The organism is Epilithonimonas zeae (genome assembly GCF_900141765.1).
In the GTDB taxonomy this organism is placed as follows: Bacteria; Bacteroidota; Bacteroidia; order Flavobacteriales; family Weeksellaceae; genus Epilithonimonas; species Epilithonimonas zeae.
In genome coordinates, this window is the sequence record NZ_FSRK01000002.1 from 911,324 (window position 1) to 933,109 (window position 21,786).

The 21,786-nt window shown below is 35.3% G+C and carries 22 protein-coding genes; 11 read left to right on the forward strand and 11 right to left on the reverse strand.

Translation table 11 applies throughout. From position 1 onward, the window contains the following. The first annotated feature begins 71 nt into the window (after window positions 1–71). Window positions 72–317: a VF530 family protein gene (locus tag BUR19_RS15975; RefSeq protein WP_074236420.1), complete on the forward strand. Its 246-nt coding sequence runs from the start codon at window positions 72–74 to the stop codon at window positions 315–317. Window positions 318–406: 89 nt separating this feature from the next. On the opposite strand, the gene BUR19_RS15980 is transcribed toward BUR19_RS15975, so the two are convergent. Next, window positions 407–784: a YchJ family protein gene (locus tag BUR19_RS15980; RefSeq protein ID WP_074236421.1), complete on the reverse strand. Its 378-nt coding sequence runs from the start codon at window positions 782–784 to the stop codon at window positions 407–409. 265 nt (window positions 785–1,049) lie between these two features. Here BUR19_RS15980 and ccoG point away from each other — a divergent pair, with 265 nt between their 5' ends. Next, window positions 1,050–2,492: a cytochrome c oxidase accessory protein CcoG gene (gene ccoG / locus BUR19_RS15985; protein WP_074236422.1), complete on the forward strand. Its 1,443-nt coding sequence runs from the start codon at window positions 1,050–1,052 to the stop codon at window positions 2,490–2,492. A gap of 7 nt (window positions 2,493–2,499) precedes the next feature. Here the strand turns inward: ccoG and BUR19_RS15990 are convergent, their stop codons facing one another. The 3 genes from BUR19_RS15990 to BUR19_RS16000 all read right to left on the reverse strand — a co-directional run bounded on the left by BUR19_RS15990 (window position 2,500) and on the right by BUR19_RS16000 (window position 6,026). Next, window positions 2,500–3,387: an AraC family transcriptional regulator gene (locus BUR19_RS15990; RefSeq protein WP_074236423.1), complete on the reverse strand. Its 888-nt coding sequence runs from the start codon at window positions 3,385–3,387 to the stop codon at window positions 2,500–2,502. Continuing rightward, window positions 3,388–3,918, reverse strand: a complete 531-nt coding sequence (locus tag BUR19_RS15995; protein WP_074236424.1) for a GNAT family N-acetyltransferase — start codon at window positions 3,916–3,918, stop codon at window positions 3,388–3,390. An 86-nt stretch (window positions 3,919–4,004) separates the two neighbouring features. After that, the gene (locus tag BUR19_RS16000) at window positions 4,005–6,026 is read right to left on the reverse strand and encodes a M3 family metallopeptidase (protein ID WP_074236425.1); all 2,022 of its coding nucleotides are present in this window, start codon (window positions 6,024–6,026) and stop codon (window positions 4,005–4,007) included. A 284-nt stretch (window positions 6,027–6,310) separates the two neighbouring features. Between BUR19_RS16000 and BUR19_RS16005 the strand changes: the two genes are divergently transcribed. Next, window positions 6,311–6,841 (forward strand): SRPBCC family protein, encoded by a 531-nt coding sequence (locus BUR19_RS16005; protein ID WP_074236426.1) that lies wholly within the window; start codon window positions 6,311–6,313, stop codon window positions 6,839–6,841. Window positions 6,842–6,902: 61 nt separating this feature from the next. On the opposite strand, the gene BUR19_RS16010 is transcribed toward BUR19_RS16005, so the two are convergent. Continuing rightward, entirely contained in the window at window positions 6,903–9,722 is a 2,820-nt protein-coding gene (locus tag BUR19_RS16010) for an alpha-amylase family glycosyl hydrolase (protein WP_074236427.1), read from the reverse strand. Between the two features lie 411 nt (window positions 9,723–10,133). Between BUR19_RS16010 and BUR19_RS16015 the strand changes: the two genes are divergently transcribed. Next, window positions 10,134–10,604, forward strand: coding sequence for an Lrp/AsnC ligand binding domain-containing protein (locus BUR19_RS16015; protein WP_074236428.1), 471 nt, complete (start codon window positions 10,134–10,136; stop codon window positions 10,602–10,604). A 59-nt stretch (window positions 10,605–10,663) separates the two neighbouring features. After that, window positions 10,664–11,410, forward strand: coding sequence for a deoxyribose-phosphate aldolase (deoC, locus tag BUR19_RS16020; protein ID WP_083600808.1), 747 nt, complete (start codon window positions 10,664–10,666; stop codon window positions 11,408–11,410). 56 nt (window positions 11,411–11,466) lie between these two features. Here deoC and BUR19_RS16025 read toward each other — a convergent pair whose 3' ends face one another. The 4 genes from BUR19_RS16025 to BUR19_RS16040 all read right to left on the reverse strand — a co-directional run bounded on the left by BUR19_RS16025 (window position 11,467) and on the right by BUR19_RS16040 (window position 16,001). Then, complete coding sequence (locus BUR19_RS16025; protein WP_245799093.1) at window positions 11,467–12,492, reverse strand: DUF2268 domain-containing putative Zn-dependent protease; 1,026 nt, start codon at window positions 12,490–12,492, stop codon at window positions 11,467–11,469. A 32-nt stretch (window positions 12,493–12,524) separates the two neighbouring features. After that, window positions 12,525–13,994 carry an alpha-amylase gene (locus BUR19_RS16030; protein ID WP_074236430.1) on the reverse strand — a complete coding sequence of 490 codons (1,470 nt, stop codon included), beginning with the start codon at window positions 13,992–13,994 and terminating at the stop codon, window positions 12,525–12,527. Between the two features lie 355 nt (window positions 13,995–14,349). Further along, on the reverse strand, window positions 14,350–15,402 hold the full coding sequence (dinB, locus tag BUR19_RS16035) for a DNA polymerase IV (protein WP_245799098.1): 1,053 nt from the start codon (window positions 15,400–15,402) through the stop codon (window positions 14,350–14,352). Window positions 15,403–15,485: 83 nt separating this feature from the next. Beyond that, window positions 15,486–16,001, reverse strand: a complete 516-nt coding sequence (locus BUR19_RS16040) for a TlpA family protein disulfide reductase (RefSeq protein ID WP_074236432.1) — start codon at window positions 15,999–16,001, stop codon at window positions 15,486–15,488. 161 nt (window positions 16,002–16,162) lie between these two features. Here BUR19_RS16040 and BUR19_RS16045 point away from each other — a divergent pair, with 161 nt between their 5' ends. Genes BUR19_RS16045 through BUR19_RS16070 form a run of 6 tightly spaced genes read left to right on the forward strand, consistent with a single transcriptional unit; the run spans window position 16,163 to window position 19,903 of the window. Next, on the forward strand, window positions 16,163–16,798 hold the full coding sequence (locus BUR19_RS16045) for a Crp/Fnr family transcriptional regulator (protein ID WP_074236433.1): 636 nt from the start codon (window positions 16,163–16,165) through the stop codon (window positions 16,796–16,798). A gap of 57 nt (window positions 16,799–16,855) precedes the next feature. Continuing rightward, window positions 16,856–17,695 carry a DUF5777 family beta-barrel protein gene (locus tag BUR19_RS16050; protein ID WP_074236434.1) on the forward strand — a complete coding sequence of 280 codons (840 nt, stop codon included), beginning with the start codon at window positions 16,856–16,858 and terminating at the stop codon, window positions 17,693–17,695. Window positions 17,696–17,706: 11 nt separating this feature from the next. Further along, window positions 17,707–18,066 carry a c-type cytochrome gene (locus tag BUR19_RS16055; RefSeq protein WP_074236527.1) on the forward strand — a complete coding sequence of 120 codons (360 nt, stop codon included), beginning with the start codon at window positions 17,707–17,709 and terminating at the stop codon, window positions 18,064–18,066. Between the two features lie 19 nt (window positions 18,067–18,085). After that, entirely contained in the window at window positions 18,086–18,628 is a 543-nt protein-coding gene (locus BUR19_RS16060) for a YceI family protein (protein ID WP_074236435.1), read from the forward strand. Continuing rightward, window positions 18,628–19,149, forward strand: coding sequence for an ankyrin repeat domain-containing protein (locus BUR19_RS16065; protein WP_074236436.1), 522 nt, complete (start codon window positions 18,628–18,630; stop codon window positions 19,147–19,149). Before BUR19_RS16060 ends, BUR19_RS16065 begins: the two co-directional genes overlap by 1 nt. A 4-nt stretch (window positions 19,150–19,153) precedes the next feature. Then, on the forward strand, window positions 19,154–19,903 hold the full coding sequence (locus BUR19_RS16070; protein WP_074236437.1) for a T9SS type A sorting domain-containing protein: 750 nt from the start codon (window positions 19,154–19,156) through the stop codon (window positions 19,901–19,903). Between the two features lie 39 nt (window positions 19,904–19,942). On the opposite strand, the gene BUR19_RS16075 is transcribed toward BUR19_RS16070, so the two are convergent. Then, complete coding sequence (locus tag BUR19_RS16075; protein WP_074236438.1) at window positions 19,943–20,758, reverse strand: purine-nucleoside phosphorylase; 816 nt, start codon at window positions 20,756–20,758, stop codon at window positions 19,943–19,945. Further along, on the reverse strand, window positions 20,742–21,767 hold the full coding sequence (lpxK, locus tag BUR19_RS16080; RefSeq protein WP_074236439.1) for a tetraacyldisaccharide 4'-kinase: 1,026 nt from the start codon (window positions 21,765–21,767) through the stop codon (window positions 20,742–20,744). Before lpxK ends, BUR19_RS16075 begins: the two co-directional genes overlap by 17 nt. Between the last annotated feature and the right edge of the window lie 19 nt (window positions 21,768–21,786).

Below are 21,786 nucleotides of genomic sequence, written 5' to 3' on the forward strand. Positions count from 1 at the left end.
AAATATTTTAAATAATTATAAAAAAATCTTTGCTGACTTTGCGTTCAAAATAATATCAATAATTTTACAAAATGGAAAACACTTCGAAAGACCCTTTACATGGCAAAAGACTGGACGCTATTCTGGAAGAATTGCTAGAATACTACAAAGGCTACAGCGAATTGGGAAAACAAATCAACATCAAATGTTTTACTGGCGAAAATCCAAGTGTCAGTTCCTCTCTGAAATTCCTCCGAAAAACCGATTGGGCAAGGACAAAAGTGGAGAGTTTGTATCTGTATGTTTTGAGACAGAAAAAGAAAAAATCCAAAGAATAATAAACCACAAAAGTCACAAAAGAATATTCAAGGTCTTGATTTTTTATCAGAAGGATAAGAACTTTTGTGACTTTTGTGGTTGAAAATAATCAATCCAAAAATTCTCCGGTCACATAAAACCAACGATTCTGAATCATCTTGAATTGTGACAATTCGTGATGAAGCTGTTCGTTTCCGTCTTCATCGATATAAAATGCTTTGAACTCTACTTTATTAGTTGAAGGTTTGTCGACAATTTCCAACTTTGTCCATTCATTGATTTCGCCCCATTCCTGTAAGCTCTTTTTGTTATGAAATTGTCTTTTGTTTGGCGAGGTCGTTTCCCAGAGATATTCACCGTTTGGGATAGCGAAAGCCGAGAATCGAGAACGCATCAAAGCTTCCGCAGTTGGCGGGAATTTCTCTTTTGTGTGATAAGGTTGACAGCAATCTTCGTAGGATTTTCCAGAACAGCAGGGACAATTCATTTTTAATTCAAATTTCAAACTTCGAATGTACTAAAACTTAAAATTATCCGAGAAATATCTCAACAATTTTCAGAAAATTAAAAACTGATATTTATTAGTCTCCAAAACCTAAAAATGTCCTTATTGTACTATTTTGTAAGCCAATGTCATTAGACTGAATTTGCAAGGAGAAGTAATTTTGCTTCGGGAAATAATGTAATGGATTCTTACTTTAAAGGTTAAAAATAAGAATGTCTATTCAGTTCATTTTCTAAGATATAAGATTATGGATACAAAAGAAAATAGTATAAAAGTTTCAGATAAAATAAAGGAGACGTTCAGAGATTCTGTTGGGACAATGGACGAAGCAGGAACCAGAAAATGGGTCTTCCCAAGAAAGCCAAAAGGAAAATATACCAATTATAGAGAATGTGTTGGTTATTCCTTAATTTTTTTATTTGTGATAATGCCTTTCCTCAAAATCAGTGGAAATCCTGTTTTGTTGATTAATATTATAGATAGGAAGTTTTTCATTCTTGGACAACCTTTCTATTTGCAGGATTTTTTCATTTTAGCTTTGGGAGCAGTGGCCTCGGTTATTTTTGTAATGCTTTTTACTGTGGTTTTTGGCAGGATATTTTGTGGTTGGATTTGTCCACAGACCTTATTTATGGAAATGATCTTCCGTAAAATCGAATATTGGATAGAAGGCGACCGAAACAAACAGATGAAACTGAACAAACAAGCTTGGGATGAAGAGAAAATCAGAAAGAGAGCTTTGAAATGGTCTGTGTTTTTACTTATATCATTGCTAATAAGCCATATTATGTTTATGTACATTGTTGGATACGAAGAAACGTTTAGAATTATTTTGAGCGGACCAGCTAAATATCCAACCAATTTTATTGTGATGTTAGTTTTTACAGGCATTTTTTATTTTGTTTTTGCTTGGTTTCGGGAACAGGTTTGTACATTGGTTTGTCCTTATGGAAGACTACAGGGTGTTCTGATAGACAAGCATACAGTCAATGTTTATTATGATTTCAAAAGAGGAGAGGGAAGGGCAAAATGGAGAAATGGCGAAAATCGTTCTGCGGTCGGAAAAGGCGATTGTATCGATTGTCAGCAATGTGTGGTCGTTTGTCCAACGGGAATCGATATCAGAAACGGACAACAATTGGAATGTATCAATTGTACAGTTTGTATCGATGCCTGCGATGAAGTAATGGAAAAAGTGGGAATGCCAAAAGGACTCATAAGATATGCGACCGAAGCTGAAATAGAGAATCAGGAAAAATTCAAATTTACGGCTAGGATGAAAGCGACCACTGTTGCACTTTTCGTATTAATTGGTGTTTTGTGTGGATTGATGTACGACAGAGGTTCGGTTGAAGCTAAATTCATACGGCCAGCTGGTTCTGCTTATTTTGTAAGAGACGGAAAAATTACCAATACATTTACTTATACGATTCTAAACAAGTCCAATGAGAAAAAAATGATGACCATAAAGGTTCTTTATCCAAAACATTCGGAGATAACTTTTGCTGGTAAAGAAGGTATTATTGTGAAAGGAGATGCGATAATAAAAGGAAATGTCAATATCAGTTTCCCGGAAAATGAAGTGAAATTATCAAAACAAAATATAGAAATAGGCGTTTTCGATGCTGATGGAGAAATGCTGGATTCTTACAAAACTTACTTTGAAGGTCCATTTAAATTTCAGTTTTAAAGTTTAATTAATGTTTATGCTCTTTAACAAAAGTCGAAGGCGTTTGCCCCGTTTTTTTACGGAATACCCGAACGAAATAAGAATATTCCTCGTAACCCAAACGGAAAGCAATGTCCACAAGACTCTCATCAAGATAGATTAGCATTCTTTTGGCTTCCAAAATTGTTCGGTCGGTTATAATTTCCGAAACGGTTTTCTGAACCACGGTTTGTGTGATTCTATTGAGATGTTTGGTTGTCAGATTCATCCATTCAGCATATTGAAAAGCAGATTTTTCTTTGATGAAATTTAATTCTAATAATTCTTCAAAATGTTGATAATGCTGGATATAAGAAGTATTTGAGTTTTGTGTTCCAATGATTTTTTCTTCCGAGAATAATCTGACTGTTTCTATATACAATTGAGAAATAAAAGCTAAGATTAAATTCTCCGATAACAAAGCCGATGAAGAATTCTCATTACCGATTTTAATAAAAAGATTTGAAAATTCTGTAAAATTATATCCTTTCAACTGAAGTTTTCGAGGATATTGAACAGAACTGAAAAACGGATATTCTCTTAGTTTTTGATTGACAAAATGAAGGTCAAAAAATTCCTGAGAATGAAAAAATATAAACCCATCGGCATCTTCTGACAACTTCCAGCTGTGAACTTGTCCAGGTGACATAAAAAATAGTGAACCACCAAAAACGTCATATTTTCTAAAATCGATTTCGTGAGTTCCTGTCCCTTTTGTGAAAAAGATGCAGGCGTAAAAGTCGTGGCGATGAGGTTTTTCGATATGCCTGTGACTTCTTAATAAATGATCTTTAATTGAATTGAAATAAAAATCCGAATGCTTTGCTGCAGACTGAAACAAATTGATATTCAAAACCGATATTTCGTTGTGACCCATTTAATTCAGAAAATTTACAACGGGTTTTTGTAAAGACCAGAGAATCATTCCGTTTTCTTGTTTTTCTTTTGTGAAATTTAATTTGTTTAAAAGATTGATGGAATTGAGATTATCGAATGCGCATTTTGCAGTAATTTCCTTTACTATTTCTTGTGAAAATGCCCAATTTATAAGCTCTGTTACAGCTTCTTCAGCATAACCATTTCTCCGTTCTTCTTTTATGATACCGTATCCAATATCTGCATTTTGCTCTTTTTCATTAAAACCTTTGAATCCTGCATCACCAATTATTTCCAAAGTATCCGCTTTGATAATCATCCATGATTCGAATCCTGTAGGTTCGCCGACTTCAGACAAATTATCAATGATTTTAGGAAGCGTTTCGATAACATCATTGTCCGGCCAACTTTTTCCCTTTTTAAATCCCAATTTGATTAAGTCATTAAAGTCCCAATTCAAAATATTTTCACAAATTTGCTTTGTAAATGGAATAAGAATTAATCTTTTCGTAGTAAGTTTGCTTATTTTCAAAGGTTAATGTTATTTTTTATTTGTTTAAATTTTAGACACGAGAAATAATCTAATATCTGTTATCTCGTGTCTAATGACTTTTTTAATTATTCTCCAAACGCCCTTTTCAAAAGACTCTCGACTTTCGGTTCGCTTCCTCGGAAGTTTTTGTACAATTCCATCGGGTCTTTTGTTCCACCGGAAGACAATAGGATTTTGTATTTTGCAGCGATCTCCGGATTGAAAATTCCATTTTCTTTGAAATATTGAAACGCATCGGCATCCAAAACTTCCGCCCATTTGTAAGAATAATATCCTGCTGAATATCCACCTTGGAAAATATGAGAAAAACTCGGACTTGCTGCAGTTTCCGGATTTGAAGGATAAAGGTTGGTTGCAGCTGTTTTTTCAACTTCAAACTCTTTCACACTCTTATTCTCCAGTGCTTCAACTTCCGAATGATAAGCCATATCCAACAACCCGAATCCAAGTTGTCTCAAAGTCTGGTAGCCTTCCATAAAAGATTTGCTTTGCGACAATTTTTCGATTTTTTCATTTGGAAGAATTTCTCCCGTTTGATAATGTTTGGCAAAAGTTTTCAGAAATTCCGGTTCGTAACAGAAATTTTCCAAAAACTGAGAAGGCAATTCCACAAAATCCCATTTAACCGAGGTTCCGGAAAGGTTCGGATATTGCGTGTCCGCCAAAACGCCGTGAAGTGCGTGTCCAAATTCGTGGAAAAGCGTTGTCACTTCTTGGAAAGTTAACAAACTTGGTGTGTCTTTCGTCGGTTTTGTGAAATTACAAACCACGGAAATATGAGGACGAGAATTTTCGCCGTTTTTTTTGTATTGATTTTTATAACTCGTCATCCAGGCGCCGGCACGTTTTCCTTTTCGAGGATGATAATCGGCATAGAGTAGGGCTTTTACATTTCCATTTTCTGTGATTTCGTAGGTTTTCACATCTTCGTGATATTTCTGAACGTCGTTGATTTCTTTAAATTCAAGTCCGAACAATTTACCGGCTAAACCAAAAACCGCTTCCTGCACTTTTTCCAATTGGAAATAAGGTTTCAGTTCTTCATCATCAATATCGAATTTTTGTTTGCGTAATTTTTCAGCGTAGAATGCGTGGTCATAACTTTGAATTTCATCGATTCCGTCTGCTTTTGCCAAAGTCTTTAATTCTTCGATTTCTTTTTGAGCATAAGGTGTTGCTTTGTCCAAAAGTTCATTCAGGAATTCAAAAACTTTTTCCGGCGATTTTGCCATTCTTTCTTCCAAAACGAAATCTGCATAGTTTTTATAACCTAATAATTCTGCTTTTTCCTGACGAAGTTTGACGATTTCTTTAATCAAATTCTGATTATCAAATTCTCCACCGTCAAACGATTTCTTTCCGTTAGCTAATGCCAATTCTTTTCTGAGTTCTCTGTTTTCTGCGTAAGTCATCGCCGGAAGATAACTAGGATATTGAAGCGTGATGACATAGCCTTTTAAGCCTTTTTCCTTCGCATCTTCTTCGTATTGTTGAAGAATAGCTTCCGGAATTCCTTTCAACTCTTCTTTATCCGTAATATTTTTGAAATAAGCATTGGTTGAACCTAAAGCATTTTGTCCGAATTGAAGTGATTTGATAGACAAATCCATACTGATTTTCTCCAGTTTCTTTTTATCTTCTTCATTTAATAAAGCTCCACTTCTCACAAAACCTTTGTAAGTTTCGTTGAGCAACATTTTTTGTTCGTCGTTCAATGACAAGCTGTCTTTTTGGTCGTAAACGCTTTTGATTCTTTCGAATAGCTTTTCGTTTTGAGAAATTTTGGAAGAGAATTCTGTCAAAAGTGGCGAAACGTCTTGAGCGATTTTCTGGATTTCGTCATTGGTTTCAGCAGAATTTAGGTTGAAGAAAATACTGGAAACTCTGTCCAATTGTTCGCCAGAAAATGCCATTGCTTCAATCGTATTTTCGAAAGTTGGAGCTTCGGAGTTATTTGTTATTTCATCGATTTCTTTTTCAGAATTTTTTACCAATTCCTGAAAAGCAGGAAGGTAATTTTCTTCTTTGATTTCCTCGAAAGGCGATGAGGTATATTTGGTGTTGAATTTTTCTAAAAGTGGATTCATAAAGATGAATTATTAATGATAAATTATAAATGATTTTCTGTGTGTCGTAATTGACAAATTTAGTACCTAAAGTTGAAAGTATGACAAAATTGCGCCCCGACTTGAACGGAGCTCATTTTTTTATTGCAATGTCCGAAATTTCTATTGTCGGATTAACTTTCTTTGCAATAAAAAGATAGCGGGAGTGGAAGGCGGATAAAGGCGCCCCAATAAATATTATCATAGAAAAAGTTTTTGTGTTCAAATTCTTTTTAGATTTGTTTTCAACTTAAAACTAACTTATTATGAAGAAATTTTTAAAAATTATTAGCGTTATCGTGGCAATAATCATTGCTTATTGCGCAATTGCAATGTTGTTTTTTGACAGCAAATGTCACAACGAACAATCTCTCGTTATCAATGCTCCGAAAGAGAAAGTATGGCAAAATGTGAATTCTATGAAAGCTTTTAACACTTGGAATCCTTGGATGAAAATGGATCCGAACTTGACAGTAACTTACAGAGGAACGGCTGGCGAAGTGGGTGACGGCTATCACTGGAAAGGTAATGATGATGTGGGCGAAGGCGAACAGGAGATCACGGCGATTGCTCCGAACGAAAAAGTGTCCACGAAAATGCATTTTATCAAACCAATGGATGATAATGCGACTTCGGACCTGCTCTTGACGTCGGAAGGTTCCGGAACCAAAGTGACTTGGAATATTGAATACGAAATTGAAACGCTTTTCAAACCGATGAAACCGATGATGACCTGGCAAATGAACAAATCATTCTCGGAAGGTCTTGGAAAACTGAAAGAACTTTCTGAAAAATAGTAAACAAAAATCGCCTCAGCTAGCTGAGGCGATTTCATTTGATTTGAAAATTTATTTTGTATTATTTGATGATCAGTTTAGAAACTGCCAAACCTTCATCTGACTTTAATTGTACTAAGTAATTTCCTGTTCCAATTCCGTTTACAGAGAATGTTTCGTCTCCTTTAGCAGATTTCAGTCCGAAAGATTTTACCAGTTTACCGTTAAGGTCATAGATATTGATCTGTCCGTTTTTAGCTTTGTTGTATCTGATTTTCAATAATCCGTCAGTAGCAGGATTCTGAACGATTTGTAATGATGTTCTGTTGGCACCGATTTTCGTTTCATCCGTAGCCAAAGCAGTTTGATTACCAAAAATTCTGAACTCTCCTGGCTGAAGAACTACTGTTGTAGAGCCGTTAGCGTTCATAGAAGAATTGTCCATTAGATTGTACCAGTTTCCGGCATAAGGGAAATTAGGCGTTACAGTTTGAGCTGTTGTTGTAAAGTTGGCAACTACCACTACGTTTTTCAAAGAACTTGCAGGTAAAGCATCATTCCAAACATAGATTCTAGGTAAAAGATTTCCGGATTCTACCGTAAAAGTTGTTGTGTCAAAAACCTGACTTGATAATCTGATGGCCAGGATTTTTGACCAAGTGTCATAAACTGCTTTTCTATTGGCATTGGTGTCATATCCCAAAGTAAAAGCTACTGGTTTTGGAGCAGTTCTACAATCGTTGCTGATGGTTCCGTTCTCACATCTGTTGATACTGAATTCGTAACCCAATTCTCCAAACTGCCAAATCATCTTAGGACCAGGAACTGTGAAGAAAACGGCACCAAAAGCTTTTTGTCTTTCCAGTGCGGTATTCAAATCTTTAACACTGTAAGAACCATTAGCATTTCCATAAGCTAAATTTTTGAACATTAGTCTTTCCTCGTCGTGACTCTCGCCATAGCTCATATTTCTTCTTTCAGAAAAAGTATGGTTTCTAAAATCAACTCTGTTGAAGTTGCTGTCAGAATCGTAACCCATTGTGTTTTGATTGTAAGGTCCAACCAAATTATCCCACATCATTACACCTTTCCCTTCGTTCAATCTGTAGTCAGCCCATTGTTTTTCTTCAGCATTTCCTCCCAAATGTTCGAAAATAATATAAGAAGTTGGATCATATGACCATTGATAGTCTGAATATAATTTCAATACATCCACTCTGTCTTGCTGATAAGAACCTGTACAGTTTTCATCTGATGCAGTACAATTTTGTGTAAATCCTTTGGTCAAATCCCAACGAAATCCATCGATTTTATATTCAGAAATCCATTGTTCCAAAACTCTGTTCACATAATATCTTGTTTCAGGTTTTGAATGGTTGAAATCATAGAATACACTATAAGCATGTTTTGCAACCTGATTGAAATATGGATTGTTAGCTGCAACATCCCCATAACCACCGGATGTACTTGTTGACCAAAGTCTTTCCAATGGAGATCTGCCAGAAGCGTGATTAAGTGCAACATCAAGAATTACAGCAATCCCATTTTGGTGACATTTGTCAATAAATTCTTTGAATTTTTCTGGCGTTCCGTAAGCTTTATCTAATGCTAAATGGAATCCAGGGTTGTACCCCCAAGAATTATTTCCATCAAATTCCATTACCGGCATTAATTCGATGGCATTAACATTTAATCCTTTGATATAAGGGATTTTATCAATCATAGATTGCCAGTTTTTCTGCTCTGTAAAATCTCTTACCAGAGCTTCATAGACAATTAGATTTTGTTTTGCTGGTTTTTGGAAATTAGTTACAGTCCAGTTGTAAGCCGGTTTCGCTGTCTGAATTACTGAAACGTCATATTGTTGTCCAGCAGGATAAGCTGGCAAATTAGGATAGGTACTTGATGAAATCCAAGGATCATCATCCGGAGATAATACCAAAGTTGAATACGGATCCGCAACTTTCACTCCGTCATTGGTTCTGTATTGGAAAGTATAAACCTGCTGAGGTGTCAATCCTGTAATTTCTAACCAAAATAGATCGGTGTTATTAGTATCTCTTTTCATCACATAGTTGGAAGAAATCTGCCAATTGTTAAAACTTCCGATAACATGAACGTAGCTTTTAAGAGGCGCGTATAAAGCTAAACCAACTTTCGTTGGATCATTAGGATCGTAAGTGATACCTTGTCTCATATAAGAAGGCATTGCCGCAGATTGAGAAGTTGGTGTCGGAGAAACTACAAAATTAGAAGTCAAAGTGGTTCCAGATGCTGTCGCAGAAACTTCTATATTATTATCAGTAGTAATGCTTGGAGAGGTGGTAATAGTTGATACATTACTAGCTGTGTAGATTGTATTACCATTAGATTTTACAACATAATTAGCAGGCAAAGAAGTGCTGTAAGTAATAGGGAAAGTACTTCCTGAAGCTACAAAATTAACAGTTCCGTTTTGCGGAGTAGTACTTGTAAACTGAAATCTTCCAACTTCCGAATAGATATCCTGAGATTGTCCGTTTCCAGTTTTAGTTTTTAAAAGAAAACCAATTCTTCCGATTCCTGTTCTGTTGTAAAAGGTTCTAGGAACAAATGTAATTGTGTATGTATCTGTACCAGAATTGTAAGTCAGCTTATTGGATTCATTAGATGAAGCCCAGGTTCCGTTGGTTGGACAGTCTTGGCTGTTAGCATCATTGCTGTCATAGGACCAAGCCCAAAGGTATAATGCATTGTTGGTAACACCCCAAGTGGATTCATTAATACTGTTTCCATTAAAGGTAATGGTAATCGATTCGTCTTCGTTAAAAGTCGGAGGACTGATAGAAGAACTCACAGTTTGCTGCTGCGCAAAACTTGTAATCGCAATGAAAATTGCGATCAGATTGTAAAAAAATTTCATAAGGTCTATATATTAAGTGATAAATATATCATTTTTTAATTCACACAATATATTTTTATTTGAAATGAAATTTTTATTTTTAAATAATTGTAAATGAGTTAGTTGCTGTTTTGACTTGATTTGGAGAGAATTAATTTATTAATTTTAGTTTAACCAAAAATCAACATTGTGCAAGAATTTGATGAATTTTTTGCTTTAAATGATATTTGTATTATTTTGTAAAATAATCAACAATATATTTTTATAGTTCGTATAAATTTCTATAAATTTACGGACACAGTAAAAAATAATGAACATTTAATTTGATTAAATGCGAATTTTAAATTTAGTATTAAACCTTAAAGTTCGTTAATTGTTTTTGATTAATTAAATGTTTGTTTTAAATTGCAAATAAAATTAATAATTAAAATTATGAAGAGTGCATCTGAAACCGGTTATCATTTAGACGGAGTTGACAAAGAGATTATTTATATGTTAATGGACAACGCTAAAACTTCTCTTGCACATATTTCCAAGCACGTAGGTATTTCTACAACTGCGGTTCACCAAAGAATCAAAAAACTGGAACAAGCGGGCGTAATAGAAAATTCTATTTCTTTCCTTAATCCAAGAAAAATTGGTTACAAAGTCGTTTCTTACATTGGTGTTTTCTTGGAGCAACCAAGCCATTATCAGGACGCTATCAAAAATCTTAATTTGGTAAATGAAGTAGTAGAAGCGCATTACACAACAGGAAATTACACGATTTTCTTAAAAGTACTTTGTAAAGATAATGATCACCTGATGCAGATTCTTAACAAAATCCAAAAGCTGAAGGGCGTTACGAGAACAGAAACAATTCTTTCTCTGGAGCAAAGCATCAGCAGACAATTGAAAGTTTAAAAAATTTTATATAATCGCGAAAGGATACAAATTATTTGTATCCTTTTTTTATTTTTGTAATTATGGAAATCAATCAATATTTAGACTCAACATATCTGAAAACGCCGGAACAATCTGGGCTGACAGAAGAACAGACTTTTGAAAAAGTTAGAGAATTGACAGATGAAGCGATTGCTTACAACTTCAAAGAGGTAATGATTCGTCCGAATTATGTTAAGCTCATCAAAGATTATTTAGTTTCGAAAAATTCTGACGTTCTGGTGGGAACAGTTATTGGTTTTCACGAAGGAACATATTCTATAGAAGATAAATTGAAAGAAGCTAATCAGGCAGTTTTGGATGGCGTAGATGAGTTGGATTATGTTATCAATTATGAAGCTTTCAAAGCCGGAGAATTAGAATTGGTAAAAAAAGAATTTGTTGAAGGAACCAAATTAGGTTTGGATTTCGATAAAACAGTGAAATGGATTATAGAAATTGCTGCACTTTCAGATGCTCAAATTGCTAATTTAACGACTAACATTTGGACTTGGGCGCAGGAAAATTTTGAAGAAAAAGATTTCTCCAGAATCTTTGTTAAATCCTCAACAGGATTTTATGTAACCGAAGGCGGAAAACCCAATGGCGCAACTTTCGAAGGTGTAAAAATTATGCTGGATAATGCCGGAAAACTTCCAGTGAAAGCTGCTGGTGGTGTGAAGACGCCTGCCGATGCAGAAAAAATGATTGCAATGGGAATCCAGAGAATCGGAACTTCTGCAGCCAAAGCACTTCTTGGAGAAGGCGAAGCTGGAGTTGGCTATTAAGTAATCCCTTTAAAGAAAATATAAAACCCTCTTGAATTTTCAGGAGGGTTTGTTTTTTACTTCAAAGATTTGATGTAATCAGCATATCCGCTTTTCTCGAATACAATTTGAGAATCCATTTTATAAATATCTTTCCAGCTATCCTTTCCGTGTTTTTCAACGTATTTTTCTATAATTCTAAAACCCATCCAATAGTTTAAACTTTTGGGAGCGTCTGCAAATAGTTTGAATTTTTCATTTCTCAGCAAAGGATTATTACCACTTTTATCGTAAAAATATTTCTCTAATTCCTGATAAAGCTTTTTCTCATTAGTCAAATACCAAGCCCAATCTTTTTCGGACATATTTTCAACAGCTTCGTTTTTTGCAATTTTCTTGTCAAAAAATATCCAAGTAAAATAGCACGCAAAACCTTCATCAATGGTTTGTGCTAGAGCCGTTTCTTTATTAGAGTCATTGGTATGGAAAGGTTCATAAACCAAATGATTGAGTTCGTGAGGAATTCCTTTTTCGATCGTGTAATTGACGTTGTATTCTTTATTATTCAATTCAAAAGCAAATTCTTCTGCGCTGCAACCACCAAAACCGATTCCTTGTAACGGCGTAAACAGAATGCTGATTTTGGCTTTCGGTGGATAAGGAACCAATTTTTCGAATTTTTGAAGATTCTGTTTTAAAGTTTTTTCTAAATTAATGTTCAAAAGTTCTGAAGTCCGATTGTCAAAAAAGTCTTTATTATCAGGATAAAGCTTTTTATTCCAATCAACCATTCCTTTTGAATTATTGAATTTTGAAGCATTTTCTTCTCCGAAAATCATTCCGTAACAGTTGTTCCAAAGTTCTTTATGTGGCTGATAAACCTTTTGAACAATTCGTAAACTGTCATATTGGGATTGATGCGCTAAAATTTGATTTTTGAAAAGATTAAGAATAGTGATGTTTCCAACTTTAACGCTGTCTGGGACTTTTTCTAATTTTTCAAAAATATTTGATGATTCATTTTGAGATTTTGAAACTTGATTTTTACAAGATGTAATTAATAACGAAATTAAGATGGATGGTAATATTAGCTTTTTAATCATACAGAATTCTTACAATTCAAATATAATTAAATTCACTCCGCCACCCAAACACTCACACTCCCTGCTGGACAAGGGAAATTGGCCCAGCCATTTTCATCAATTGTAATTTTTTCCTCAAGATGTCCGGTGAAATCATAAAATGTTTTTCCCGCGTATCGTTTTCCTATTTCCATAGATTTTTGATTCACATCCTTGTTACTCAAAACAATGGCACAACCTTGGTGTTCATCGTCACCTTCACGAGTCCAGCCAATGCAATGCGCATCATCAAAATAATCTCTTTGCTCCCCATAAGCAAAATCCTTTCTGGCTCGGATGAGTTCTTCAATCGCATCTACTTTGTCGAGGAAGATTTCATATTCGTTGCCATCTTTTCCTTGGTCTTTGTAGCTCGCGCCGTATAAATCGGGATAGAAAACGCAAGGATAACCATCTTTTCTCAGCAAAATCAAAGCATAAGCAATCGGTTTGAACCAAGTTTCAACCGGAGCTTCCAAAGCCTGAAGCGGCTGCGTGTCGTGATTGTCAACAACTGTTACAGCTTTATTAGGATGAGAACCGACAAGCGTTCCATTGAAAATTTCTCTCAAATCATAATCCGGATTTTTGGAGGCCTGATGCAAATTATGCTGCAAGGAAGAATCAAACAAGCTCATACAACCTTCGGTAGAATCTATGTAAGCTTCCAAAAGTGGCAATTCTCCAGGAGCCCAATATTCACCAACTGCAAAAATATTTTTTCCGGAGTTGGAGCGCAGAAGCGTTAACCATTCTTTATAAAAATCAGGCGAAATATGTTTTACGGCATCCAGTCTCACACCGTCAAAATCCGTCTGGTCAAAATACCATTTTCCCCAATGATTCAGTTCTTCGCGAACAAAAGGATTACGATGTTCGATATCATTATACATCAAAAAATCATAATTTCCTTTCTCATCAGAAATAATATCATCCCAGCCATCGGCGTGTTCGTGGATAAGACGGAAAATACCTTTTTCTTTACCTTCCGCATAATCTACACCTGTAAAACAGTTGAAATCCCATTTGAAATCAGAATAAGTATCGCCTCTTCCAGGAAAGGTGAATTTGGTGTAAGATTCGATTTCCATAACATCAGAAATATCTTTGTTGCGGTCTTCTTCATCCACCTGTATAACCTTGAATTTCTCAAGCTCATCACCGCCAGCTTTGTGATTCAGAACGACATCTACTATGACTTGAATGTTTTTTTCTTTCAAAGATTTGATGGCGTCAAGATATTCATCCTTCGAACCATATTTTGTAACAGTCGTTCCTTTTTGATCAAATTCTCCCAAGTCAAAAAGATCGTAAGCATCATAACCAACGGAGTAGCCACCGTTAGTGCTTTTGTAAGCCGGAGGAAGCCAAACTGCTGTGATTCCTAAGTCGGAAAGATATTGTGCAGAGTCTTTGGTGTGTTTCCAAAGGAAAGAATCCCCATCGGTATACCAATGGAAAAACTGAATCATGGTCCCGTTCATAAGATTGTAGATTTTTTCAGATTGTTTGATTTGATGTTTCGTTCTATGAAAATATCAAGCCACTTCAAAAATTCAAGATAAAGTAAAAAGAATCGAGGAGAATTATTTGGGCGCCTTTATCCGCCTTCCGTTCCCGCTTTTTTCTTTTTTTCTCAAAAAGAAAAAGAGCTCCACTCAAGTCGGGGCGGGCTTCGCGAAGTTGAAGATTTGTCATAAATCCAAACTTAACACAAACACAATTTTGTCATTCCGGAGGAATCTCAACAGTCTAGATTCCTCCGGAATGACAAAATGAACTTTAAAACTAAATTATTTGCTGAGCAAAGCGCCTTTGCGGAATTTGCGTTTAAAAAACTTAATCACCAAACTCCTCAAAAGGAATTTTCAACTGGACAGAAATCTGTTTTTTTTCTTCTGTATTAAGATTGGAAAGTGATAATCCAAGCAAGCGAATCGCTTTGTCAAAAGGCCTCAATTCCCAAAGTTGTTTTGCCGTGTTGTAGAATTTCTCCGCATTTTCAAAATATAATTCCTGAGTTTTGCTTCTCGTATAAAGTGAAAAATCTTTGTACTTGATTTTAAGCGTTAAGGTTTTTCCTTTGATTTCTTTTCTCCCGAGACGTTCTTCCAGTTCCTGACTCAGGGATTTTAGTTTTTCATCAATTTCCTCATCTTCATTGATGTCATCCCAAAACGTTCTTTCAACTGCCACGCTTTTCTGGATTCGGTTAGGTTTTACTTCACCATTATGAATTCCTCGCACAACATTATAATAATATACTCCGGATTTTCCGAAAAGACCTTCGAGCTGTTCCAAAGTCTTGGCCTTCAAATCTGCCCCTTTGAAGATGTGAAGCGTGTGCATTTTATTAGCAGTCACTTTTCCGACACCATAAAACTTCTCAATGGGGAGATTTTCCAAAAATTCATCAATTTTTGTGGGATGAATGGTTTTCTGCCCATTCGGTTTATTGATATCAGATGCGACTTTTGCTAAAAATTTGTTGACAGAAATGCCTGCAGAAGCGGTTAATCCGGTTTCTTCAAATATTCGTTTTCGGATTTCTCTGGCAATATCGTTGGCAGATTCTATATCTTTTTTATTTTCCGTAACATCCAGATAAGCCTCATCCAAAGAAAGTGGTTCGACCAAGTCTGTATAATCGTAAAAGATGTTTCGGATTTTGTTGGAGATTTCTTTGTAACGTTGGAATCTCGGCTTTACAAAAATGAGATGCGGACATTTTTCTTTGGCAGTCTTACTTGGCATCGCAGAACGTACCCCGAATTTTCTTGCCTCATAACTTGCTGCTGCAACCACGCCACGATGCTGTCCGCCAACAGCAATAGCTTTCCCACGCAGGCTCGGGTCATCAAGCTGCTCCACGGAGGCATAAAATGCGTCCATATCTACGTGGATGATTTTGCGTTGCGATTGCACCAAACAAATTTAGGCAAAAAAAATCCCGAAATTTTCGGGATTGTCAATTGTTATTTTGTCAGTTTATCGATTGTCGATTGGATTTCCGGGTCTTCCGGAGAAATTGCATAATATTTTGCAATATCCGATTCTTGGTCAACCACAATGTATCTCGGAATCCAGTTGAGGTCCACATAATTGTTGAAGTCATTTTTCCAACCGGAAGCGAACCAATAATTTTCTTTGTCAGTCATTCCGTGCTTTTCGAGGCTTTTATCAAAACCTTCTTTTGAGCGTTCCAGTGAAAGGAAAACAAAATCGATATTGGGGTTGTTTGCTTCCAGTTCTTTAGCTTTTGGAAATGCTTTTAGACAGTCTCTACACCAACCGGCCCAGAAATCTAGTATCAAAACTTTTCCTTTGTGCTGATGCAAAATGTCTTTTATGGAAGTTTCTTTTCCATTTTCATCTTGTAATTTTTGAGCGAGTGCTTCTTTGGAAAATTTGGTTTTCAGAACTTTTGGAACTTCCTGAGAAAATCCCAATTGAAACACAAATAATAAGATGTAAACTAATATCCTCTTCATTTTTTTTAAATTTTGATGAACGAAGTTAGTAATTAATATCGAATTTGTAAGTGTTAAGAATCTTTGTGTTGAAAAATGATTAATCCGTAAGATATTTTTAAATTTGTTTTGAATTTGATTGAAATTATCAAAATATATTTAATTTTGATTAAAAATTATTAATGGGAAACTCGGATTTTATTAAAAGAAAATTTGAAAAATTTGATGAAGGTTTTTATCAGGAGCTCAAAGAATACGGGATTTTTACCTCGGTCAATGCTAAACAGGAATTGATTGCTGAAGGTGATAAGGTAAAATTTATCCCTATACTTATAAAGGGTTCGGTAAAGGTGTATAATTTGAATGACGGGAAAGAGCTTGTTTACTATTATATATCACCAGGTGAGAGTTGCATTATGACTTTTTCTACGATATTCACCGATAAAGTGAGCCGAATCTACGCCGTCTCTGAGGAAAAATCCGATGTTCTCCTTCTGCCTGTTTCTCAATTTTTAATTTGGCTTCAGAAATATCCCATGCTGAACCAAATGTTTTTCCTGGAATATGATTCCCGATATAAGTTTATGATGGAAACAATTAATAAAATTGTTTTCCAAAAGCTTGACCATAGGGTGTTGGAATATCTCCACGAACGAATCAGAAGAAATGGGGCTGATGCTGTGAAGGTTTCACATAAAAAGATTGCTGATGAATTGGGAACGGCGAGGGAAGTCGTAAGCCGTATTCTGAAAAAATTTGAAAAAGAGGGGTTGATTACACAAAGCCCATTGGGTATAGGAATAATTGAAAAACGGTGACTTTAGTCACCGTTTTTTTGTAGAGAGACGTTATAATTTTGACATTAAAAGGTTAATATGTCAAAATTTTTATCATTTATTTCTCTGTTTGTTTTAATTTTCTCTTATGCACAGGATGATTTGTTAAAAGAAATTGATACTGTGAAAACAGAGAAGCCATATTCTCCCAGTTTCAAAGCACTGCAGGTTGTTACTGCACAATCCACAAAATTACCTGCAAGAAAAGAATTCTATCTTGACATCTCTCATAGATTCGGAGATGTAAGTGATGGGTTCAAAAATTTCTTCGGATTAGATAATGCGACCACAAAATTAGGTCTCATCTATGGATTGAAAGATTGGCTTGCTTTGAGCGCTTCCCGACATACTTACCAAAAAACTTATGAGTTTGGTGCAAAATACAGACTTTTCAAACAAGAAAAAGAATCACCATTTGATATTGTCGGGTACAATGTTTTGGATATTAATTCTGAACTTAGAAAAGATGATTTTCCAAAGCTGGAATTCTCGGACAGATTTGCCTATCTATCTCAATTATTGATTTCAAGAAGATTCACAGAAAATCTGACGTTACAATTGATGCCAAGTTTTGTTCATAAAAATCTCATCGAGCCAACCATTGATAGCAAAACTCTCTTTTCTACAGGCTTAGGCGGACGATATAAAATCTCGAAACGCGTTTCTATCAATGCGGAATATTTTTACAATTTCGAGGATAAAAACTTTTACAAAAATCCTTTGTCTGTAGGGATGGACATCGATACCGGCGGACACGTGTTCCAGTTGGTTTTCAGCAATTCCCAAGCTAATACGGAAACTGGTTATATCACCAATGCAACTGGTGATTGGGGAAAAGGGCATTTCTTTTTTGGATTTAATCTTTATAGAGTTTTTTAAAAATGCTGATTATGAAAAAAACAATAAAATTAGTCATTCCGGTTTTAGGATTTTTGATAGTGATGAGTTGCGATACCAAAACTTATGAAGATATTTCTGATGCAAAACCAATTACAGAAACCGTTACGTACAACAAAAATGTGAAAACAATCATTGATAATAATTGTGTTGTTTGTCATTCTGCAACAGGTTCTAATCCCTATTTCCCGCTGACAGATTACACGGCTGTGAAAAATTCGATTGATAATATTATGGACAGAATTCAGAGAGCTAATGGCGACCCTTTGAAAATGCCTCAGGGCGGAACATTGTCTCAGGATAATATCAATATGATCATCAAATGGAAAGCAGACGGTTTACTGGAAAATTAATCTATAAACAAATGAAAAAATGAAAGCTTTAGTTTTTTTAATGGGCATTATTCTAACCTCGAATTTTGTTTTTGCTCAAAAATATTCTACCAAAACCGGGAAGATTACTTTTGAAGCTTCAGTCCCGCTATTTGAGGATGTTTATGCTGAGAATAACAATTCAACAGCAATTCTAAATTCTGATACAGGCGATATTGCTTCGCTTGCAATGGTTAATGGATTTACGTTTAAAGTCACTCTCATGCAGGAACATTTTAATGAAAACTATGCAGAATCTGTCAAATATCCCAAGACGAGTTTCAAAGGAAAAATCCAAAATTTCAATAAAAATGATGTGTCAGGCAAACCAAAAGCTTACACCATTTCCGGAACGCTAAACTTCCACGGTGTTGACAATGCGGTTCAATCAACGGCTAACGTCTATCTGAAAGATGACAAAATTGTTGTTCAGGGAAAATTTGTCGTAAAAACAGCAGATTATAAAGTTAAAATTCCAAAAATGGTGGCTGCAAAAGTAGCTGAAAATGTGAATGTCAATTATAACTTCTTACTTCAGAAATAATGAAAAAGTATTTTACAGTAATTCTTTTAGTAATGTTTTTCGGGTTGAGTTTTTCTCAGACTAAAAATGTTTTTGATATCGCCCGAAGCGGAACTCTTGACGAAATGAAAGCTTTGGTGAGTCAAAATCCAGAGATCATTAATTCTAAAAATGAAAGAGGTTTTACACCCTTGATTTTGGCTTGTTACAGAGGCAATACCGAAGTTGCAAAATATCTGATTGATAACGTAAAAGACTTGAACTATCTCAGTCAGGAAGGAACAGCACTTTCGTCACTTTGTATTAATTATAATAAAGAGCTTGTAGAAAAAATGCTATCAAAAAATGCTGACCCTAATATTCAGGATTCTTTTGGAAATACACCACTTTTATGGGCCGTAAAAAGAGGAAATCTAGAACTCGTAAAAATACTTTTACAAAATAAAGCGGACAGAACTATAAAAGATTCGCTTGGAATTTCCGCGTTTGAATATGCCGTAAAATCTAATAATAATGAAATGATTAATCTTCTAAAACTTTAATAATATGTTTAAAAAAAATCTACTTTTAGGAATTCCGCTTTTTATGAGCGGTATGTTTTTTTCTCAGTTTTCTACTGGGATGGTCAGTTTGCCCACAACTTCTATGTCAGTAAAAATTGATGTTGATGCTACAAATGTCACTATGACTTTAACGGGGAGTAGTACCAGTTGGTTAGGAATTGGATTCAGTGATGAAGGGATGAAATCAGGAGCAGATGGATTTATTTACAATAGCAGTGCTGATAGAGACTACACTTTTAATGGAGTAGGAGTAGCTCCATCGGCAGATGCTGTACAAAACTGGACAGAGCTTTCTAATATAGTCGCTTCCGGAATACGGACTTTGGTTGTAAGAAGAACTCTTGCAGGAGGAGCTGGTGATTACGCATTTACGAATGCTGCAGGAAGTCTTCCTATATTCTATGGTAAAGGAACTTCCACAGCTTTGGCATACCATGGCGTAGGAAATAAAGATTTTGCAACCTTGACATTCTCTCCTGCTTTGGCTGTTGATGATGTTAATTCTTCAGCGAAGAAAATAGGCGTTTATCCTAATCCGGTAAATGATGTTTTGAATTTTACTAATGCGGATAAAATCAGTTCGGTTAAAATTTATGATTCGACTGGAAAACAAGTGGTGTCTCAAAAATCTGTTGTAAGTCTGGATGTTTCTCAATTGATGAAAGGTGTTTATTTCATAGAATTTGAAAATATAGACGGCTCCAAGAGTTATGAAAAGTTAATCAAGAATTAAAACAAAATCCTCAGAATTTCTGAGGATTTTTAATTTTATTTAATTGTAATTTTTTACAAGACCTTTTACGATTTTGATGACGTTAGGCATTGCTTTATTGGCTGCTTCCAAAACTTCTTCGTGAGAAACAGCGAAGGAAATATCCGGACCTCCTAAATCTGTGATGATGGAAAGACAGAAACAATCCATTCCCTGATGTTTTGCAACAATGACTTCCGGAACAGTACTCATTCCAACAGCATCTCCGCCAATGGCTTTTACCATTCCGTATTCTGCAGGTGTTTCAAAAGTTGGTCCTGTCAAAGCGACATAGACACCTTCTTTTAAATCTATGTTTTCCTGAACAGCAATGTTTTTAGCTAATTCAATCATTTTGCGATTATAAGGCTCACTCATATCCACAAAACGAGGTCCTAATTCATCAATGTTTTTACCTCTCAAGGGATGCTCGGGCATCATATTGATATGATCGGTTAAAACCATAATATCCGCTACTTTGAAGTTGGGATTCACGCCCCCACAAGCATTAGACAAAATCAAATTCTTAATTCTTAACAAATGAAAAACTCGGAAAGGAAAAGTGACAGTTTCCATAGAATGACCTTCATAATAATGAAAACGACCACTCATCATCAAGACTTTTTTGCCTTCTAGGATTCCGTAAATCAATTTTCCGCCGTGACCAATAACTGTAGTTTGGGGAAAATTCGGAATGTCTTTATAATCTAAAGTATGAATCGCCTCAACCTCGTTTTGAAGTTTTCCAAGACCAGAACCCAAAACAATAGCAAAATCAGGAGCTTCCCCAATAATGTTTTTGATGAACTCTGCCGTTTCTTTAAACTTTTCTAACATAGTTTTGAATGATATTGTTGAACTCCTCCGGTTTGTCTATCTCCACATTGATTGGCCAATAATATATTTTATTTCGAAGATAATCAAATGTTTTCAGGCGGACATAATCTTTCTCGGTTGTCAAAATGATTTTGTACTCGCATAATTTTTTATACTCAGCAGTAATCTTTTTGATATCATCGTCAGTAAAATTATGATGGTCTTTGAACTGGAGATGTTTAATCTTTTTGTTGTATTTGGAAATCTCTTTCAGAAGTTGAGAAGGATTTGCAATTCCGGTAATCAGTAAAACATCGTAATAATCCAAGTTCTTTACAGGCATCATTTTATCAATGCCAAGAATATTCTCATCATAAGAAATTGATGAAAAAAATACTTTCTGGTAATGTTGTGGTCTGATTCTGGAAATATAATATTGCTTTTTTTCCTCAGTCAAATCATCCGGACATTTCGTTACCATTATAACATTCGCACGGCTCATTCCGTGTCGGCTTTCACGAAGATCACCAGCAGGTAAAATGAAATCTTTAAAATAAGGATCGTTGTAATCTGTTAAAAGAAGATTCATCCCAGGTTTTATCGCACGATGCTGAAAGCTGTCATCCAGAAGAAGAACATCCAGATCCATATCTTCGATGATTTTTTTTGCACCATAAACACGGTCTTCACAAACACCAATAACGAAACGATTACGAAAACGTTCGAACAACTGCATAGGCTCATCACCCACCAATTTATAATTGCTGTCGTAGTTAACAATGCTGTAGCCTTTTGTGATTCTTCCGTAACCACGTGAAAGAACACCAGTTCTGTAGAATTTGGATATATAATCTGCCAAATACATAACCATTGGCGATTTTCCGCTGCCACCAACTGACAGGTTTCCGACGCCAATTATTGGTGTTCTGAATTTCGTAGAAGAAAAAATTCCCCAATCATACATTCGGTTTCTAATAGAAGTTCCCAAATGATAACCCAAGGAAAAAGGGTAGAGATACCATCTTTTCATATGTGGCAAAAATAAGGAT

What these genes read in the sequence shown, in the direction of transcription:
- BUR19_RS15975 (WP_074236420.1), top strand. Translation starts at nt 72, where the DNA reads ATGGAAAACACTTCGAAAGACCCTTTACATGGCAAAAGACTGGACGCT.
- BUR19_RS15980 (WP_074236421.1), bottom strand. Translation starts at nt 784, where the DNA reads ATGAATTGTCCCTGCTGTTCTGGAAAATCCTACGAAGATTGCTGTCAA.
- ccoG (WP_074236422.1), top strand. Translation starts at nt 1,050, where the DNA reads ATGGATACAAAAGAAAATAGTATAAAAGTTTCAGATAAAATAAAGGAG.
- BUR19_RS15990 (WP_074236423.1), bottom strand. Translation starts at nt 3,387, where the DNA reads ATGGGTCACAACGAAATATCGGTTTTGAATATCAATTTGTTTCAGTCT.
- BUR19_RS16000 (WP_074236425.1), bottom strand. Translation starts at nt 6,026, where the DNA reads ATGAATCCACTTTTAGAAAAATTCAACACCAAATATACCTCATCGCCT.
- BUR19_RS16005 (WP_074236426.1), top strand. Translation starts at nt 6,311, where the DNA reads ATGAAGAAATTTTTAAAAATTATTAGCGTTATCGTGGCAATAATCATT.
- BUR19_RS16010 (WP_074236427.1), bottom strand. Translation starts at nt 9,722, where the DNA reads ATGAAATTTTTTTACAATCTGATCGCAATTTTCATTGCGATTACAAGT.
- BUR19_RS16015 (WP_074236428.1), top strand. Translation starts at nt 10,134, where the DNA reads ATGAAGAGTGCATCTGAAACCGGTTATCATTTAGACGGAGTTGACAAA.
- BUR19_RS16025 (WP_245799093.1), bottom strand. Translation starts at nt 12,492, where the DNA reads ATGATTAAAAAGCTAATATTACCATCCATCTTAATTTCGTTATTAATT.
- BUR19_RS16030 (WP_074236430.1), bottom strand. Translation starts at nt 13,994, where the DNA reads ATGAACGGGACCATGATTCAGTTTTTCCATTGGTATACCGATGGGGAT.
- dinB (WP_245799098.1), bottom strand. Translation starts at nt 15,402, where the DNA reads ATGGACGCATTTTATGCCTCCGTGGAGCAGCTTGATGACCCGAGCCTG.
- BUR19_RS16040 (WP_074236432.1), bottom strand. Translation starts at nt 16,001, where the DNA reads ATGAAGAGGATATTAGTTTACATCTTATTATTTGTGTTTCAATTGGGA.
- BUR19_RS16045 (WP_074236433.1), top strand. Translation starts at nt 16,163, where the DNA reads ATGGGAAACTCGGATTTTATTAAAAGAAAATTTGAAAAATTTGATGAA.
- BUR19_RS16050 (WP_074236434.1), top strand. Translation starts at nt 16,856, where the DNA reads ATGTCAAAATTTTTATCATTTATTTCTCTGTTTGTTTTAATTTTCTCT.
- BUR19_RS16055 (WP_074236527.1), top strand. Translation starts at nt 17,707, where the DNA reads ATGAAAAAAACAATAAAATTAGTCATTCCGGTTTTAGGATTTTTGATA.
- BUR19_RS16060 (WP_074236435.1), top strand. Translation starts at nt 18,086, where the DNA reads ATGAAAGCTTTAGTTTTTTTAATGGGCATTATTCTAACCTCGAATTTT.
- BUR19_RS16065 (WP_074236436.1), top strand. Translation starts at nt 18,628, where the DNA reads ATGAAAAAGTATTTTACAGTAATTCTTTTAGTAATGTTTTTCGGGTTG.
- BUR19_RS16070 (WP_074236437.1), top strand. Translation starts at nt 19,154, where the DNA reads ATGTTTAAAAAAAATCTACTTTTAGGAATTCCGCTTTTTATGAGCGGT.
- BUR19_RS16075 (WP_074236438.1), bottom strand. Translation starts at nt 20,758, where the DNA reads ATGTTAGAAAAGTTTAAAGAAACGGCAGAGTTCATCAAAAACATTATT.
- lpxK (WP_074236439.1), bottom strand. Translation starts at nt 21,767, where the DNA reads ATGAAAAGATGGTATCTCTACCCTTTTTCCTTGGGTTATCATTTGGGA.